This window comes from Asticcacaulis sp. (assembly GCF_051956075.1).
Classification (GTDB): Bacteria; Pseudomonadota; Alphaproteobacteria; order Caulobacterales; family Caulobacteraceae; genus Asticcacaulis.
Window position 1 is genome coordinate 1 of the sequence record NZ_JBQCGA010000016.1, and the last position, 18,179, is coordinate 18,179.

At 59.1% G+C, this 18,179-nt stretch carries 13 protein-coding genes; 5 read left to right on the plus strand and 8 right to left on the minus strand.

The window, feature by feature from the left end; translation table 11 throughout:
* The first annotated feature begins 79 nt into the window (after nt 1-79).
* Nucleotides 80-601, plus strand: a complete 522-nt coding sequence (locus tag ACTHLA_RS04435) for an SOS response-associated peptidase (RefSeq protein WP_440185877.1) — start codon at nt 80-82, stop codon at nt 599-601.
* Between the two features lie 406 nt (nt 602-1,007).
* Here ACTHLA_RS04435 and ACTHLA_RS04440 read toward each other — a convergent pair whose 3' ends face one another.
* From ACTHLA_RS04440 to ACTHLA_RS04450, 3 genes are read right to left on the minus strand one after another with little or no spacing between them, the layout of a single operon-like run.
* On the minus strand, nt 1,008-4,229 hold the full coding sequence (locus ACTHLA_RS04440) for an error-prone DNA polymerase (protein ID WP_440185878.1): 3,222 nt from the start codon (nt 4,227-4,229) through the stop codon (nt 1,008-1,010).
* A 2-nt stretch (nt 4,230-4,231) separates the two neighbouring features.
* Nucleotides 4,232-4,486, minus strand: a complete 255-nt coding sequence (locus tag ACTHLA_RS04445; protein ID WP_440185879.1) for a hypothetical protein — start codon at nt 4,484-4,486, stop codon at nt 4,232-4,234.
* Between the two features lie 15 nt (nt 4,487-4,501).
* Entirely contained in the window at nt 4,502-5,179 is a 678-nt protein-coding gene (locus ACTHLA_RS04450) for an SOS response-associated peptidase (RefSeq protein WP_440185880.1), read from the minus strand.
* 266 nt (nt 5,180-5,445) lie between these two features.
* Here ACTHLA_RS04450 and ACTHLA_RS04455 point away from each other — a divergent pair, with 266 nt between their 5' ends.
* Nucleotides 5,446-6,504 (plus strand): AAA family ATPase, encoded by a 1,059-nt coding sequence (locus ACTHLA_RS04455; protein ID WP_440185881.1) that lies wholly within the window; start codon nt 5,446-5,448, stop codon nt 6,502-6,504.
* 133 nt (nt 6,505-6,637) lie between these two features.
* Nucleotides 6,638-8,959 carry a S8 family peptidase gene (locus ACTHLA_RS04460; protein WP_440185882.1) on the plus strand — a complete coding sequence of 774 codons (2,322 nt, stop codon included), beginning with the start codon at nt 6,638-6,640 and terminating at the stop codon, nt 8,957-8,959.
* A 38-nt stretch (nt 8,960-8,997) separates the two neighbouring features.
* On the opposite strand, the gene ACTHLA_RS04465 is transcribed toward ACTHLA_RS04460, so the two are convergent.
* The 3 genes from ACTHLA_RS04465 to ACTHLA_RS04475 form a co-directional block, all read right to left on the minus strand.
* Nucleotides 8,998-10,455: a Y-family DNA polymerase gene (locus ACTHLA_RS04465; protein ID WP_440185883.1), complete on the minus strand. Its 1,458-nt coding sequence runs from the start codon at nt 10,453-10,455 to the stop codon at nt 8,998-9,000.
* Entirely contained in the window at nt 10,430-11,188 is a 759-nt protein-coding gene (locus ACTHLA_RS04470) for an ImuA family protein (RefSeq protein WP_440185884.1), read from the minus strand. Before ACTHLA_RS04470 ends, ACTHLA_RS04465 begins: the two co-directional genes overlap by 26 nt.
* 173 nt (nt 11,189-11,361) lie before the next feature.
* Nucleotides 11,362-13,602, minus strand: a complete 2,241-nt coding sequence (locus ACTHLA_RS04475; protein WP_440185885.1) for a hypothetical protein — start codon at nt 13,600-13,602, stop codon at nt 11,362-11,364.
* A gap of 137 nt (nt 13,603-13,739) precedes the next feature.
* On the opposite strand from ACTHLA_RS04475, the gene ACTHLA_RS04480 reads away from it, so the two are divergent.
* A complete protein-coding gene (locus tag ACTHLA_RS04480) occupies nt 13,740-14,744 on the plus strand; it encodes a hypothetical protein (RefSeq protein ID WP_440185886.1) in 1,005 nt (334 codons plus the stop codon).
* 245 nt (nt 14,745-14,989) lie between these two features.
* Here ACTHLA_RS04480 and ACTHLA_RS04485 read toward each other — a convergent pair whose 3' ends face one another.
* Entirely contained in the window at nt 14,990-16,228 is a 1,239-nt protein-coding gene (locus ACTHLA_RS04485; protein ID WP_440185887.1) for a site-specific integrase, read from the minus strand.
* Nucleotides 16,229-16,347: 119 nt separating this feature from the next.
* Here ACTHLA_RS04485 and dusA point away from each other — a divergent pair, with 119 nt between their 5' ends.
* Nucleotides 16,348-17,400 (plus strand): tRNA dihydrouridine(20/20a) synthase DusA, encoded by a 1,053-nt coding sequence (dusA, locus tag ACTHLA_RS04490; protein ID WP_440185888.1) that lies wholly within the window; start codon nt 16,348-16,350, stop codon nt 17,398-17,400.
* Here the strand turns inward: dusA and ACTHLA_RS04495 are convergent.
* Nucleotides 17,384-17,911 carry a TIGR02281 family clan AA aspartic protease gene (locus ACTHLA_RS04495; protein ID WP_440185889.1) on the minus strand — a complete coding sequence of 176 codons (528 nt, stop codon included), beginning with the start codon at nt 17,909-17,911 and terminating at the stop codon, nt 17,384-17,386. The genes dusA and ACTHLA_RS04495 overlap by 17 nt on opposite strands.
* Nucleotides 17,912-18,179: the final 268 nt, after the last annotated feature.

Consider the following 18,179-nt stretch of genomic DNA (forward strand, 5'->3'; position numbering starts at 1 on the left):
CCAGCGCCTGATAACGCTCAATAATGCCATGTCTATCACTCCGAGGGCCCTCGCTGTCTGACAACGAGGAGAGTTTCACATGGGTCAATTCTCAGTGGAAATTATGCCGCCTAATGGGTCAGTTCTAAGTGGAAATCAACACCCGGGGTTCTTCAAGGGAGCTGTAAAGGAATGGAAGGCCACGACGTTCAATGCCAAGATTGAGGAGGCGTTTGAAAAGCCGAGCTTCCGCAGCCCTTGGAAGTCCAAACACTGCCTGGTGCCGGTGGACAGCTTCTGGGAATGGAAGCTGTTGAATCCTGAAGCTCCGAAGTCCAAGCAGGTCAAGGACAGGTATTGCATTCGGCGTGGCGACAATCATCCGATGGTGCTGGCCGGTTTATGGGACCGGGCTACGACGGCGGAGGGCGAGGTCATATCCTTCACGGTTCTCACGCGCGGCAACGGCCCCGACATGGAGGGGCTGCACACGCGGGAGCCGATCATGTTGCATCCTGAAGAATGGCGGCCCTGGCTGGATTGCGAGCCCATGCCTGGACTTTTGACACCGACCGCCGAGGGCCTTTTCCGCACGGCGATCGAAACCCGGGTCTACGCCTAACCTCATGAGCGATGGTCTGTATGCAAGCTGATCGGCCTGATCAAACGGGGTGGTTTGACCGGGACTGGAGAGTGAGCGTCGTTGTCCACGACGTCTGGTGGATAGAGCGCTGAAGCCCGCCGCATGGGTAGCAAAAACGCAACATTTCCGGGGTCTTTTTTTCAGTCTGAATCGGACGCTTCTTGCATATTCCACACTTGGGTGTGAACCCGTTTCCGGGCGAGCTGTTGCCTAAGGTCCGTCTCTGCAACCACGCTTATATGCGCCATTTTCTGTAAAACCTCAAGGATTCTCTAGAAACTTACGACACTGAAACGCGCGGTCCCGCGCAGTACACATACTTAATCTGAATAAATATGACCTCAATTGCGCCGTTTGGCGCCCGTATTTACGTCCACGGACCGGTTCAGTGGAAATTCCGCGCCCTGAGCAGGGCGGCCGGCGCGACCTTAGTGCGGTGATCGACACCCGGACTGCCGTGAGCAAACTCGTCAGCCCGGCCGAACTTAGCGGGAAAGGGCGTTTCACGTTCGCCGATCGCGGCCAGTTCATGAGACAGGTCTGTCAGGCTGCGGGCAATCAGGTGAACGACCTCGCCCTCCTTCTGGATGGTGCCGGTCACCAGAAGGAAGCTCGATGCCAGCACGGCGCGGCGATAGAGATCGAAGGTTTTTGGCCAGACGATGATGTTGATAATACCGGTTTCGTCTTCGGCGGTGATGAATACTACGCCTGAGGCAGAGCCTGGCCGTTGCCGGACCAGAACCATGCCGGCCGCTTGGACGTACCGGCCATCGGGCAGGTTGGCGGCTTCGCGGCAGGACTTGATGTTGCGGGCCGCCAGGTCCGCGCGAAGGAAGGATGCAGGGTGTTCCCGCAGGGTTAGGCCGACATGGTTGTAGTCGGCCACGACCTCGGCGCCGCGCGTCATGCGCGGCAGTTCGATCGCGGGCTCGTCAAACTCCGGTACGGCCTCATCCTGGAGCAGCCCGCCGGCGGCAAACAGGGGCAAAGGGTCGTCGCGTAACGCCTTTATAGCCCATTTCGCATCGCGCCGGTTCAGGCCCAGGCTACCGAAGGCGTCGGCATCGGCCAGCTTGACGAGAGCGGCCGTCTTCACCTTCGCCCGTCGCCAGAGGTCGTCGATGCTGACAAAGGGGGTTTCCATACGGTTGGCGACCAGGCGCGCCATGTCGGCATTCTTCAGGCCCTTGATCATGCGAAAACCCAGGCGGACTGCGAAGCGGTCCTCCCGCCCCGTGGGTTCAAGGGTGCAGTCCCACCGGGACGCATTGAGACAGACGGGGCGGATTTCGACGCCATGTTCCTGGGCGTCCCTGACGATCTGCGGCGGCTGGTAAAAGCCCATGGGTTGGGAGTTCAGAAGCGCGCAGCAGAAGATGTCGGGGTGCCAGCACTTAATCCAACAGGAGGCATAGGCCAGCAGAGCAAAGGAGGCGGCGTGACTTTCGGGGAAGCCGTAACTGCCAAAGCCTTCCAGCTGCGAGAAGGTACGTTCTGCGAATTCCTGGTCATAGCCGTTGGCCACCATACCATCGAGAAGCTTGTCCTTGAATTTCGAGACGCCGCCCGTGAATTTGAAAGTCGCCATGCTGCGCCGGAGCTGGTCGGCCTCGCCTGGCGTAAAGCCGGCGCATTCGATCGCCACCCGCATCGCCTGTTCCTGAAAAAGCGGGACGCCGAGCGTCTTCCCAAGCACCTTCTCCAGCTCGGGTTTCGGGAAGACGACCGGCTCCTTGCCCTCCCGGCGCCGCAGATAGGGATGCACCATGTCGCCCTGGATCGGGCCGGGGCGAACAATGGCCACTTCGATGACCAGGTCGTAGAAGCTGCGCGGCTTCAAGCGCGGCAACATATTCATCTGCGCCCTAGACTCGATCTGGAAAGTGCCGAGGGTATCGGCCTTGCGGATCATGGCGTAGGTGCGTGGGTCTTCCGCCGGGATGGTGGCCAGGTCATAGCCCAAGCCTTTGCGGTCGCGCATATAGTCGATGGCTTTCTGGATGCAGGTGAGCATGCCCAGGGCCAGAATATCCACCTTCATAAAGCGCAGGGTGTCGATGTCGTCCTTATCCCATTCAATGATCTGGCGGTCTTCCATGCGCGCCGGCTCGATCGGCACCAGCTCGTCCAGGCGGTCTTCGGTCAGGACGAACCCGCCGGGATGCTGGGACAGGTGGCGGGGCGCGCCCTGAAGTTCGGCCACCAGTTCCAGAGTCAGACGTATGCGGCGATCCTTGATGTTGACGCCGGCCTGAAGGAGATCCTCATCGCGGATGTCCTGGCCCCACCGGCTACCGACCACTGAAGATAGGGTTTTGATCAGGTCGCCCGGAAGGCCCAGGGCCTTGCCAACATCGATCAGGGCCTGCTTGGTGCCGAACCGATTGACGGCGCAGCACAGGGCGGCCCGGTCACGGGCATAGGTGTCGTAGATCCATTGAATGACCTGTTCGCGACGTTCATGTTCAAAGTCGATATCGATGTCGGGCGGCTCATTCCGTTCCTCGGAGATAAACCGCTCAAACAACAGGTCGTTGCGCTCCGGGTCGATCGAGGTGACGCCCAGGCAAAAACACACTGAGCTGTTCGCCGCGGAGCCACGACCCTGGCACAGGATGCCTTCCGATCGGGCATATCGGACGATGGAATGGACAGTGAGGAAATAGGGCGCGTATTCGAGCTTTTCGATCAGGGCGAGCTCGTGTTTCAGCAGGCCTATGACCTTGTCGGGTACGCCTTCGGGATATCTTTGCTTGGCGCCTTCCCATGTATAGCGCTTCAGCGCCTCCATGGCGGTCATGCCTTTCAGTACCTTTTCCTCGGGGTACTGATAGCGCAACTGGTCCATTGAAAAGGTGCAGCGCCGGACGATTTCGAGCGAGCGGAGCCGGGCGTGGTCGTAGGTGTTGAACAGGCGATCCATCTCCTCCGGCGGTTTCAGATAGCGATCAGCGAAGCGCTCACGTGCGAAGCCGACATCGTCGATGGTCGTACCGTGGCGGATGCAGGTCAGAATATCCTGAAGTTTGCGTCGCGCACGGTCATGGAAGAGGACATCGTTGGTGATCACGGTAGGGACACCGGCCTGCGACGCCTGGTTCGACAAGGCCAGCAATCGCATCTGGTCGTTTTGCCGCCGTCGCAGGGTCAGAGCCAGATAGGCCCGATCGCCGAATATCTCCTTCAGACGTCGCAGATTGGCGGCGGTCACGGCGTCCGGCAAATCGGGAACCAGGATGGCGATCAGGCCTTCGGCGTAATGACGTACATCCTCCCAGCCGAGGTCGCATTCGCCTTTCCCGGCGCGGCCCTTGCCCAGGCTCAGAAGCCGGCACAATCGTCCATATCCTGCACGGTCAATCGGGTAGACGAGGAGGGAGGTGCCACAGGTCAGGTCAAGGCGGCATCCGACCACCAGGCGCACGCCGGCCTCCTTTGCGGCGACGTGGGCGCGCACAATTCCGGCCATGGTGTTTCTGTCGGCCACGCCTAAGGCGTCGATGCCGAGTTCCTTGGCTCGGGTAAACAGTTCGGACGCCGAAGACGCACCGCGCAGGAACGAAAACTGCGTGGTGACCTGAAGTTCTGCGTAGGCGACGGCCACGGCTATCCCGCCGCGAGGATGCGAAGCACCAGGGCTGTTGCCTCGGACAACTCGATGGCTCCCGAACGCGCGCGGTTCAGCGCCATGGCCAGGCAGTCAGGCAGATCGGCCCAGGACGAAGACAGGGTCGGATCAGGACGCATCGCCAGCAAGGCCGTTTCGACGGCGCTGCGCGTCATATCTCCGGCGCGCAGGCCTTCGATGTATTTGAAGACGAGACCGTAATGGGGGCGGGCGGCGCGGTTATTTTCGATCATGATTTTCGCCCCGCATTAGGCCGCGCTCTGTGGCGCAAACAGATCCTGGGAGGCTTGTTCGATACGCTTGCGCGAGGCGTTGGGCAGGTAGACAGTCCAGGCGTCATCTGGCCAGGGTGCGGCGAGATCGACCGTTTGATCGCCCGCCAGATATGGTGCCCATTGCTCTGGCTTCAGGATGCAGACCTCGCGCGGGTGAACCTTGGCCATCCGCGGACCCGGTTCACGTGTGATCAGGGCAAACGACAGCAGGTGCCCTTCACTCGTATCCGCACAATCCCACAGGCCAGCGAGACCCAGAGGGCGGCCCTGACTGTCGTGGAAGTCCGCCTGCAACTTACCGCCGGGTATGTCGACGACACCAAGGCGTTCGGCCACCCATTGGGCCGGAACGATGCAACGGCGACCGCGCGCCCAGGACCGGGCGAAGGAGCCGTTCGTCGCGACGGTTTCCAGACGCGCATTTTGGGTGGAATATCGCCACTCTTTCGCGGCGGATTTCCAGGAGTGGGGGATCAACCCGAAACGCATAAGCTGTACCGCGACCTGCCCATCGCGGTCGCGCGCAAAGACCGGGGCCATCTGCCCGATCGAATATTCGAGCTGAAGTGTCACACCGTCGAAAGGAGCTTTCATCGGCTGGAAACCGGCATAGACCTCCAGGCTTTTCGGTCCTCCGTAGCGTCCACACATCTCGTCACCATACTATTTGCATATCGGTTTGGTTGCGGAATAAGCAGTGAGCTAACGAATGTGCTCGGCTTATTTGCGCCCGCAATGGCAAGTTTGGATAATAATGTTCCCTTTTTGTTCTTTATGGGATAAAGAGTCAACCTACTCGTTTCAACGCGCGGCGAGTCCACCACAGAGGGAGACGGTCCAAGTTGATGCTTGGTGGGGATTCCCAAGTTTGCCGACGTATGATAATGATTCCAAATTGATAGGAAAAAGAGCGGCTGATGGCGAGAAGTGATCTCCTTGTATCTTTGGTCAAGGCAGGCGCTTCCGGCGATAAATCGACCCTGATGACCACGGTCGAGGCTATTGTCGCTGAGGAGCGTGCCAAGAGCCACCATGTCCTGGCGGACAGGCTTCATCGCGCCTTGCAGTCTGTGCCCGTCACGGCGTCCAGCGAGTTGAAGCGTCCGAACACGGGTGGACGTGATTTCGTAATTGAGACCGAACCTCGCGCCAATCTGGACAGCCTGCTGCTGACCCTTCCTGCGGAGCAACTAACAAGACAGCTGATTCAGGAACAACACCGCGCGGATTTGCTGCGATCTCAAGGGATGCAGCCGCGGCATCGCGTGCTGTTGTCCGGACCGCCTGGAAATGGAAAGACATCCTTGGCTGAAGCCATGGCTGAGGCCATATCTGTGCCTCTGCTGACTGTCCGTTATGACGCACTCGTCGGGTCCTATCTTGGTGAGACAAACGCGCGCTTGGGGCGTTTGTTTGAGTATGCCAGGGCAACACCGTGTGTCCTATTTTTTGACGAGTTCGATGCGCTTGGGAAGGAGCGCGGTGACGTTCACGAGACCGGCGAAATTAAGCGTGTGGTTTCCTTCCTACTGATGCAGATCGATCAGCTACCCAGTTACGTGGTAGTTGTGGCGGCGACCAATCACGCCGAACTGCTGGACCGCGCCGTTTGGCGGCGTTTTCAGCTGCGCATCGATATGCCCACCCCACCAGAAAGCGCAGTTGCGGTATTGGTTGATCGTTTTTTTGAAGCGTGGGCCGAGAATCCTGGTATGACCGCTGAGAGCGTTGCGAAAGCTTTGGGTAAGACAAGCTTCGCGGAAGTATTTGAGTTTTGTCAGAATATCCGGCGTAGACATATACTATCTCAGGGGGGCGAGACGCTGAAAGGCGTGCTTGCGCAAGAGCTCAAGCTCTGGAAGACGCGCATTAAGCCTGAAACGAATGGCGAATCCATCGAAGCAACCGCTCCTGCGGCTCGACGCGGGAAATCCAATCAAGCGGAAAACGGGCGGCGGCGCACCGATTCCGCGTAAGCTAGGACCTGACGCTCAGGCACAGACGCCGGGCGGGCTGAGGTTGACGCGACTCAGTCAACAACTGGATGCCAATACACCTGTCCTTCAGATACGCGCAGATCCCTCGGCTCTGGCGCCTGAGCGGTTACTTGTGTTTGAACTCACCGGTAGTGTCTTGAAATTCGAGCAGGCAGTGCGTCTCGTACCGGGATTAGAGTTTCTGGGGGCGGAAGATCTCGACCCCGATGAACTCGACAAGAGCCCGGCCATGTATCTCATGGTCCCCTCTGAAGGGGCGTTGCGGAACCTGGTCACCCTCTGGCGCAATTGGCGGGCGACGGGCCAAGTTCCGCCACGCTTCAGTGCCTGGAAGCTGCTTTTGTCGCAACTGCGTGATATCAGACCATGGGGACCGCAGGACCGGATTAGTGCAGCAGATTTTGATATCCTTGAGACAGAGGCGCAATCTGGTAGAGCAGAAATACGGGTCGAAGTTGAATTGGTCTTTCGCCAGGTTGGTGATCCTGTCGAGACCGCGGCGAGAAATCGCATCCAAGCGGTCGGGGGGACGGTTCTTTCCGCGAAGCGTATAGCGGGCGCGGGGTATCACGCGCTCTTGGCAGATGTTCCTGCTGCCGCCTTGGTGCAGGCCCTTCAAGAAAGCAGGCAAGTACCTGAACAGGCGTCTGCCGGCCTTGCTGGTTCTGAGGCGATCCTTCAGATTCGTCCGCAAAGCATTTTCCACATTTCCCCGTTCGAAGCCGTGGAGGCGGGGCCTGGTCAGCCGGGGACCGCGCTAAACGGTGACCCAATTGCAGCGATTTTTGATGCGGTCCCAATGTCGGGGCATCCGCGTCTGGTCGGGAAACTGAGCCTCGATGACCCATTCGACCTTGAGCCTTTGTCGGTCGGCGCCAGGCGGCATGGTACGGCAATGGCGTCCGCTGTGGTCCACGGCGACCTAAACCAGCCTTGGCAACGTGCCCTGGAACGGCCGGTGTATTTTTTGAATATGCTCTACGCGCCGGCTGAACCGGATGTGCAGGAAAGGTTCCCGGATCGATTGCCTGCCGATCTATTCGAGATTGCGCTTTCCCGTATGAAGGGCCCGAACGCGCCCACTGCCCCCCATGTGATTCTGATCAATGCTTCATTGGGCGATCCGAACAAACCGTTTTCGGGTCGAATGTCTGGTTGGGCTCGTGTGGTCGACTATCTTTCCAATCGGTATGGAGTTTTGTTTGTCATAAGTGCAGGAAACCACGCTGATCATCTGGATGTGCCAGATATCACCGCTGTCGCCTACGAGGACCTGCACGCTGATCAAAAGCTTCGGGTGACGCTCGGGGCAAGCGCATCGCAAATCGCCCTGAGGCGCATCCTCGCGCCCGCTGAGGCGATGAACGCGGTGACGGTGGGGGCCTTGCATTCGGACGAATACACACATCCGCACCCCCTGCCAGCATTCACGTTTGATGTCTTGGCTGATTCAGGGCTCTGCACTATTTCGAGCGGCCTCGGTCCAGGAATGAACGGCGCTACAAAGCCTGAAATACTGGCGCCAGGCGGCCGACATCATATCCGCGTTGCGTCTGCCGGTGCGCATCATCGTCAGCATCCCTTAACGACGAACGCGGCCGCTTTTGGCGGTATCTCTGTGGCGGCGCCGCCTCCACCAGCTGCCCTGGGGCCCAATGCCGTGGCGCGTTCGATAGGTACAAGTGTTGCCGCAGCCCAGGTGACAGGTGTTGCCGCCCGCGCCCATGAAGCCTTAGAGGCGGCGTATCCAAATTTTGTGACTTTACCCAGTGTCCAACGGGCGGTGCTTCTCAAGGCGTTGCTGGTGCATGGTGCAAAATGGACGCACGCGCGGGAACTGATCCTTGAGGTTCTTGGGCCCGCCGACGCAAAGCAGCACTACCGGCAGAAGGATAATATCCGCCGATATCTGGGATTTGGCGCCTATGATCCTGAGCGGTTGATAGATTGTGCCGATGATCGGGCGACGCTTTGGGCGGTTGGCGGGCTTCAACAGGACCAGGGTGTTAAATTCCGAGTTCCGTGGCCGGGCGCCATGTCCGGTAAGGCGCAGGCTCATGGCTTAAGTGCGACCTTGGCTTGGTTTTCCCCCCCGAAGCCGGGAGCCGTCGCCTACCGGGCAGTGCGGATGAAGATAAACGAGCCAAGCCAGCTTGGGGCGGCCGGGATGAAGGCTACAGGGGCTCAGCCAGACCCGAAGCAAGCCCACAAGGGCACCGTTGTGCATCGGCGCTGGGACGGTGACAAGGCGGCCGGGTTGGCCGCCGATGGCTACTTCGAGATCGAAGTGCAGAGGGAAGCGGACGGGCTTGAAGACAACGCTGCCTTTGCTCTTGTCGTCACGCTTGAAATGGAGGGCGAAAATCAGATTTACACCCAAGTTTTCAATCGTGTGGCTTTGAAACCGATCGTCGCCGTTCATGCGAATGCCTAGCCGATAGACTTGAGTGCGAGTCTGTCGAGCGGTTGTTTCTATGCGAATATGCCGTGCATGTACCAGCCCTGTTTGCCGGTATCATCGAATTCGCCGTCGCCATCGCGGAACACCCAGTAGCGTTTGCCGGTATCGTCGACGACGTAATAATAGTCGCGAACGCTTTCGAGCTCAGGGTCGCTTTTCCACCATTCCCCGAAAATGCGTTCCGGGCCATCGCCGGATGCAACGCGATGGCGCAGGCCGCGCCAGGTAAAGGCGCGCGGGGGATGGTCTGGGAGCAGGGCCAGGACCTCTATAGGTTCGGGGCGAGTCAGCAGGCGGGTCGGCCGCTTCCATTCCTTGGGAAAGCCTTGCTTGATTTCCGAGTTGGGTTCGGCCCAGGCGACCGAGCGTTCAGGCAGGTCGCTTGCGGCCGGCATCGGACGGTCGATCGCACGTTGCCCCAGTCGGTTGGTCAGGATATCCACCAGCCCGCCGACCTCCGGCTTGGGCGCGCCAGCGAAGGCGGCGCCCACCTGTTTGACTAAGAGTGGCTCGGCGGCCGTTGCAGTCAAGGTCATCACCTCGATGCCGAATCCGGGATCGACGGTCTCGATCTTGTCACACAGCAGCCGGGAGAGCTGCTTGACGTCGCGGACCGGTTTGGCGGTTCCAACACGAACGGACTCAATCCGGTTATCGACGCGATAGAACAGAAGGTCCAATATCCGCGCGCCGAGGCCGGCCACTTCCAGCGCATCGCAGAGATCGACCGTCAGCTTCCGCGTATAGCGCTCGATAGTTTCGGGGGCGCCAATGGGCTCGGCGAAGATTTGGCGCATTTCGATATACTGCACTTCCCGCGCCGACTTGATTGGCTCGACCAAACGGCCCAATGCTTGGTCCAGACGCCGGCCGAGTTCGGGCCCAAAGCGCAGGGTGAGCGGCGCGCGCGGTTTCGAGGCCAGATCCGAAATCCGATCGAAGCCTAAGCTTTTCAGGGTATCGATCAGTGGCGGTGGCAGGCGTAAAGCGGCAGCGGGGAGGGGCAGAATCGCGTCCGCCGTCTGGCCTGCGGGCACGATGAGTCGCGCCTTTCCGCCGAATCTGGCGAGGGCATGGGCGGCGCCGTGGGTGTCGGCCAGGGCGGCGATGGCCGTAATCCCGGTCTCGGCCAGACGCGCAACGATGGCGTCCACCATCTTATCTTCACCCCCGTGCAGGTGGTCGGCGCCGGTGGTGTCGATGACCAGACCGTCGGGCGGATCGGCGGCTACGACTGGGGAGAGACGAAGGGCCCAAATGGCCAGGCGTTCCAGCGCCTCCCGGTCTTCATCCGGCTCGGCGTCCATCAGCAAAAGATCGGAATAGAGTGCTTGGGCTTTCACGACGGCCTGTCCGGGGCGGACACCGATGTGGTGTGCGAGATCGTCGGCGGCGGTGATGATGCGCTTGCCGCGATCCGTTCCCTTTAGGGCCAGGGGGAGGTCACGCGCTGGCGCGGCCTGCCCCATAGCCCGTCGTAGCCGATCGGTCGGCCAGAACGGGAGATGGAGCGACAGAACCCTGTTCATCGCATGCCTCCACGTAGAAATCGGCGCATTCGGCGCCTTGAACTCGCAACAACTCCAGCAGCCATCGGCCTCGGGCCACGCCATTGACGGGCAGGGCTTCCGGGGGGACCTCCGTCACGCGCCACTTGGTCCGGGAGGCGGTGGGCTGGCCGAAATCGGCGGCGTCAACCTCGCGGCGCCAGCGGCGCAGGGCAATGCCCATGGTGCCTGTGCTTTCGGCGGCCAGTTGCAGGCGGCGTGATGCGGTCATGTCCAGGCGTGTCACCTCACCGACGACGACGGAAAGCGAGCCATGGCGTAAACCTTCCTCCATGCTGAGAAGGAGCGCTTTGTCGTCGTCGACGACTACGCGCAGCAATCGTTCAGGGCCTAGACCTGCATCGGCAATCCCTGGGGGGAACAGGTCGGCCTTGGTCAGGCACCACATGACTTGACCCTCTGTTCGGGCGGCAATGCCGGCGGCGAACGCGGCCGCGGCGGCGCCATCAATGGCGCCGGACCCTCCGCCAGCGACCTCATGCAGGCAGCCTAAAGCCAGGCCGCCACCCGGCAGCCGCCGGTCAATTTCCGCGATACCAAAAGGGAGTGCGGGCCAGTTGCGCGCAGCCCCGTTTTCCATCCGGCGAATCCGGTCGCGCATTTCGGCAATGGAGGGCTTGACGGACGCGGGCACTGGTATGGTTCCTTCTGAAGCATATCATCTCGGGCAAAATGAAAATATGTTCCCTTTTTGTTCTAAATATTTGGAAAATGTCAATAGGCCGGTCGGATTCAGTGCTGGTCATGCACATCTTTCCGCTCGGAGATACCGAGGCAATATGAGCGCCAGGGGCTGCGATCGGGAGCCTATTCGCCCGCGGGACGGAAAGCGGTGGCCGCTTTCTCGGGGTCCATCGCATAGGTGTGAAGGGTCAGCGTGAAGTCATCGATCTGCCATTGGATATCAACGTCAATCAATGAATCAAAATGAATGTTGTTGAGCTTATCGTTCTTAATATAGTCAATTAGAAATGACGCCGTGAGCTTATCACTGTCCCACATACTGTGAACAAACGCATCGGAGACCTCGGCGTCGGGGCCGGTGTCGGTGTCAATCGTTCGCGCCTGCATGAATTTTATGTCTCCGGTTTCGATCATATTCACAAGTTCGCTGATCCGTCGCACCGGATGACCATTTAAGCGAAGCCCAGGAAACATACCGTTACAGGAAACGATGCAGGTGACGATAGACTTGGCGGGTGTCGCCGGCCAGCCGAGACGCTTGTACAATTCAAGTTCCGTCTTGGGGGCCTGCAACAGATCGACAATTCGTGTCAGCTGTTTCGACGCGGTTTGAATATGCTTATATGATGTACGCAACTCGAATCTGTTGCATGGAAAAAACGCGTGCTTACATTCAAATACGAACAGCGTATCTTCCAAGCGGCACAAAACGTCGACTTCGATTGTCTTGCCGTTCAATTTGGTCTTGTATTCCCGTCGCACCCAGCTTGTTTCGCCGGCTAACGCTGCAGCCAAAGCCTTCGACGCGCCTTCTTCTTTCGCATCTTCTATCACGCGTCGCTTGGACGTATAGGTCAGGTTGCGATACCAGTTGGCGGTCCCGGCTATATTCATCGGAACCATCAGGTGTGTCGGGCCTTCAATGATGGGGCGGTACTGGATATCCAGGACGCCGACATCGCCGCTTTTCCAAGTCAAAAGACGCAAGGCGTCGTCGACTTTTTCAGCCGGAAGCGCGATTTCGAGGACGCGCCTGAACTGTTCATTTCTGAATACAGGGATCAGGGACCGATAGACAACGTCCGGCTCCTCGGCGATGTTCGCTTTGAATGTGTTCGCGTTGAAGCGGGAGATGAAGCTGAAAAGTCGGTGAACCTTGAGCAGGTCGAGGAAGGTGAGGTTGGGGACTAGCTCAAAATCTCTCAATTCTTCCCAATTGGTGTGTTCGTCGGAGGTTATCTCTTGGACGTAGATCTTCTCTTCAATCGTTAGACCGTCATACCTGATCATGTCGCGGAATGCGGGCGCATCCGGAAACGTAAACACATATCGGGGGGTAGGAAAATCGCGCCTTTCGACGATCTGGTCAGACGACCGTTGATATATCTCATTTGCGACCGAGATGAGAGAAACCTCCCCCTGCCGAATGCCTTGTATTCGGATGAAAGGAGCGGCCGCCTTGGCCATTTCAGCCTGGATGTATCCAAGCTTAATGCTTTGCTCTAACTCTGGGTAAGGGGCGGATATTGAAGCCGCGCGCTTTTTTAATTCACAGCGATAATCAAACGCATCGATCAGAATCTCTGCCTCACAATACTGTCTGATCTTGCAGGCTTTGATCAATATCTTGGCATATAAGCCGTCGCTTATCGCTTCATCGTCGGAAAAGCCGAAATCAACGTCGCCAACACCACCTCTCTTATCTTGCAAGTGGAGGATAAACGACGCGGCTTCAGCGATATCCTCCTTGGTATAGCCCTGAACAGTATTCTTGTCGGCGTAGAACTTCCCGGAGTGCTCTAACATGAACAGGGCATCGGCATAGGCGAGGATGGATTTCACGCCCAAAAACTTCTTGCGGCTCAAAAACTGGATGAGCGATTTATGCAGACGGCTGACGGCCGCGCCGAGCTTCAGCAGGTTGCCTGTTGATCGAAGGTATTCAATAATGGGGTCAGGCAGCTCCGTTGCACGAGCATGACCGAGCAGTCCGGCGACGACCGTGGCAATATGCGTGGCCCTGAAATCGCTTTTTGATGCCCGAAACAGCCCGTTTTCGCCGGTCTTCGCCCGCGCTTCTTCCGCGTTTACATGGAAGGCGAGAGCCAGCAGGTTGAGAGCGGCTTTGGTCTCCCCGTCGTGTACGGCTGCTGCTGCGGCGTCGACCAATTTGCCGACGTGCTTTTTTAAGCCGGCGCCGGGCTTTGTAACCGGCCGAGCGAGGATCGGGAGCCAGTCGCCATCGGGTGGCAAATGACTATAGGCGGCGTTGATTAATCTCCATAAGGCATCATCTATCACATAGGCCATTTGGTCCCACCCCAATGCGAGCATCGGCACGGTACGACTTGGGGGTTGTTTCATCAATATCGACCGTGGAGCGGTTATAGATAATGCACAGTAATCCGACTCCAGCCTCTGATGCCCGCCCAAAGGGCATAGTCGCTTTTGGGTTCAAGGAGCATGTTGGGCCCGATGGCGGTCCTGGCCGGACATTGCGCTTGACCGATGTCGATGTGGTGCCGCTTGGCTACGACGAATTGAAGGCCGCCAGGCCCGCCAGTCGCTTGGTTGTTCCTCTACGGATGGTGAATGCGAAGATCCTTGAGACCGACGCGAAGGACTTGAATATTGACGGGTTCGCCAACCTGTCGAGCACTATGGATACACACTTTACGGCGCAGGCGATTGCTTTGGTTAGAGGCGGGTGGCTGCCCTCGGCGCTGGCGTGTACCCGCGAAAATGCCATGGTTTTCCTAGACCGGAACGTTGTAACTTTGCTGGTCGGGCGTTTTGCCGGTGGTCGGGCGGTCAGCCAGGCTGCCGACTTTTTGGACCTATACGAAGGTTTGCCTGTTCGTCTGAACCCCGTGCTTTATGCCTTCGAAGGGAATACGCGATCGGTGCCGACCCCGCCTCTAGTCGAGCTGCAGCTCTTGGAGGCGACGTCGAAAATCCAGGCGGCGCTTCCGAATGCCAAGCTTATGGTTGGCCCTCACACGCTCCATGGCGTGTTAGGATTAATCAACGACCTACGGGTGCCGATCGCAAACGAGATCGCCTTCTTGACCGAGATTGCGCCCTGGCTTTCCGCTCCGGTCGGACGCCAGCGTATGGATGCCCGATGGGAGGATATATTGGCTGCGGCTGATCGCAATGGCTTAAAACGTAAGCGCCTGATAGTGCTGGCATGCCTGAGTGCCCTGGTGGTGCCGAACGGCAAAAGCCCCGCGCGCCGATTATTGAAGTTCAGGCCGAAATACCGAGTCGAGGATGCCTACAATGCGGTTTGCGATCTGAAGTCGCTCGAAATTTTGGTGCAGGCATTTGCCCAGTTCCCTAATGAGAATACGCAACTCTGCACCGCCGACAAAGATCTGGCGCTGTTTTGGACGGGGCTTCAGGTGTCAGATGTCTCTTTTGCGGACGCTGGGGTTGATATGACGTTGACACCGAGGACGGAACTTCTACCCGACCCATATGCTCAAAGATGGGCAAGCTTATAGGTCAATGGCAGGGCCGGCATAGGGGGCAATCATTGGATTGTGTGGGTTGTGCCCTTAGCTCAGGGCGATAGTGAGTCGACTTTCCCGCAACTGTTGCTTCTGTCCATTCCTGACGCGCTGCGCATAAATTGAACAGATGCCGCAAGACCAGGATCGTCATAAAAATGACGACGCTCGCCACCGCGCTGCCTAATTTGAGGTTCTTGTCAGCGGAATGCAAGGCTGCCGCCGTCTTACGCCGGTTATCAGCTGAAGGTACGCTCTTTCCGGGGTCTGCCTCGTTTGCGAGGCGGATCGGCGACGGCCTTGGTTGGCTTGGAGCGGGTTTTGGTTTCCGGCGGAAGGCGGGGGGGCGGCGCGGTGGGTTTGAACCGGGGTAATGCGTAAGGCTTTTCGCCCTTAATTTTGAGCGGCGCCGTAGCGATGCTGAGCCATTCCCATCCTTTGTACTTGTCTCCCGGCTGGCGGATATGGGTATAGCGTTTCAGGCTTTGCCAGGATCTATGCCCGCTGACGGTCGCGACGTGCGGGATATTGAGGCCCAGTTCGAACAGGCGCGAAATCCCGTCGTGGCGCAGGTCGTGGAAGTGCAGGTCCTCGATACCAAGAAACTGGCAGGCGCGCGTAAAGGACGCGCTGACGGCGTCGGTGGTGTAGGGGAAGATGCGATCCTCGATCTTTGGCATGGACTTGATGATCTTCATCGCCTCCGGTGGGATATCGACCCAGACGTTGTTCCCGACCTTCTCAGTCGGATTTTTCATATCCCGGATCAGTATTCGGCTGTGGTCCTCGTCCAGGTCTGGCCATCGGATCGAGACGATCTCCTCCTGGCGCCGTGTGGAAAAGATAGCGAAAGGCACGATTTTAGTCATCGGCAGCATTTCGACCTCCCGCTCTCTTGTTTGGTAGTGGGTGAGGATGACATTGAGTTCGGCCAGCGTGGGGCGGCGGTCGCGCTCCTTGCCCTTACCGGTCAGTCCCAGTTTCTTTGCTACGAGATGACCATCCTTCATGACGGCGGGATCAAGCGGATATCTCCAAGCCGCGCGCGCAATGGCGAATACGGCGCCCAGGTGCGACAGGTAGTTAGCGACGGTCGCGGGCTGGCGGGTTCGGCCAAGGTCGGTTGCCAGGCTGGTAATGTCCGCGCTGCTGATCGCGCTGCATGCAAGGTCGGCGATCTCGTACTCGTCCTTCAATGTGTTGAGGACCTGCGTCTTGGTCCGCCCCATCGCTTTCTTCGATTCTGCCATGTACCGGTCGATGACGAAGCGTAGGGGCGGGTCATCCTGGCGCACCTCGTCAAGGGCTCGTGGATTCAGCAGAGCTTCTTCAGTCTTATCGATCCAGGCGCTTGCCGCAGCCTTGCGGTCGAAGGTGCGCGTTTCACGGTAGGCTATCCTGCCATCACGCTTTATAAGGACCTGAGCGTGATAGGCGGTGGTGCCGTTTTTCCGTTTTCTTGGAACGATCGTTCCCATGTCGTCTCCTGGCGGTACAGCATGAGCAACAAAGGTACAGCATTGCTGTACTTTTGGCAAGAAAATAGGGGGAAATGGTACAGCACGAGCAAAAACCGATACTGTTGATAAGTTGCAAAATGATTGAAAAAGAACAAAAAAGTCGAAATAATATAAGTTCAAGGTTTTCCGTCGCGCCCATGATGGACTGGACGGACCGGCATTGTCGGGCGTTTCATCGGGCGCTGACGAAGCGGGCCTTGCTTTATACCGAGATGGTGACCGCCAAGGCGGTGATCCATGGCGACCGGGAGCGTCTGATCGGCTTTGATCCGGTTGAGCATCCGGTGGCGTTGCAACTGGGAGGCTCCGATCCTGATGAGTTGGCGCAGTGCGCCAGGATTGCGGCGGACTGGGGCTATGACGAGGTCAATCTCAACTGCGGCTGCCCCAGCGATCGCGTGCAGTCGGGGGCGTTCGGCGCCTGTCTGATGCGTGAGCCGCAGCTTGTCTCCGACTGTATGCAGGCCATGCGCGAGGCTGCGCCCATTCCGGCGACGGTGAAATGCCGTATCGGCGTGGATGATCAGGCGCCGCGCGAGGCGCTGTTCGCGCTGGTCGAGGCGTGCGCGACCGCCGGGGTGACCACCTTCATCGTCCATGCGCGCAAGGCCTGGCTGCAAGGCCTGTCGCCCAAGGAGAACCGCGACATTCCGCCGCTCGATTACGAACTGGTGTATGAACTGAAGCGCGCGCGGCCCGATCTGACCATCATCATCAATGGCGGCGTCGCATCGCTGGAGGCGGCGGAGGGGCATCTGGCGCAGGTCGATGGCGTCATGCTGGGGCGCGCGGCCTATCACGAACCGGCGCTACTAGGTCAGGTGGACCGCAGGATTTTCGGCGAAGCGGGCGACGATGTCGGGCCGTTCGCGGCGCTGGACGCCTATCGCCCGTACATGCAGGCGCAGCTTGAGGCCGGAACGCCGATGGCGCACATGACGCGGCACATGCTGGGCCTGATGCACGGCCTGCCCGGCGCGCGGGCGTTCCGGCGCATCCTGACCGTGGACTCGATTGCGCCGGGGGCGGGCCTTGAGGTGCTGGATCGCGCCGTGGACGCCGTGCGCGCGGCGCAGGACGCCGCCGAGGCGCGTCGCGAGGCCTACGCCGCGACTATGGGTGCAGGATAAGGCTGGACGGCGTTGCTTCGATGCGCGACAGCCGACCCAGATAGCTCATGCCGAGCAGGGAGGTCGTCAGCCCGTCCTTCAGCACCAGGGCCTGCACGTCCTGCACGGCGCTCTGGCCGACGGACACGCTGCTCAAGGTGACGGCGGCGGCGTCGGTCGCGCCGTTGGCGGTGGTGACCTTACGGTTATAGACGAGTGAAGCCGGATCGAAGCCCAGACGCTGGGCGTCCTGCGGCGTCAACGCGACCACTGTGGCGCCGGTATCGACCAGAAAGCGCACCGCATGGGCGTTGACCGAGGCGTTGGCCCAGAAGTGGCCGTCCGCCGCCTTGGGAATGGCGGTAATGTGGCTGTCGCTGACCGTGGCCGACAGATTGGTCACGGCGGTTGCGACGCTGGCGCTGGCCGCGCTGGCCGGAATTTCGGGATGGGGGTCGAGCGACAGCACGCCGGTCCCGGCCAGAACGGCGCAGAAAATCGCGCTGCCCAGGACAATGGCCGATTTGATCATGCGACGCTCCGTGCATACGCCCTAAGGGGCCGCCCGTTTTGGGCCTCATCTCCGTTATGACACAGGAGGGTTGCCGTCCGGTGAATCGCGGGCGAGATTCCTATTGTGCGGCGTTTTATGATTTTGATGCGAGCCTGAACTCAAATAAAATGTTTAAAAACAGCACAATATAATTTCATGTAAAAATTAATTGGTCCGTATTCGGATTAATTCTTGCAATTTCCCCTGTTTGGGGAGAGTATGGTTATCGACGCGACGACGACTGAGA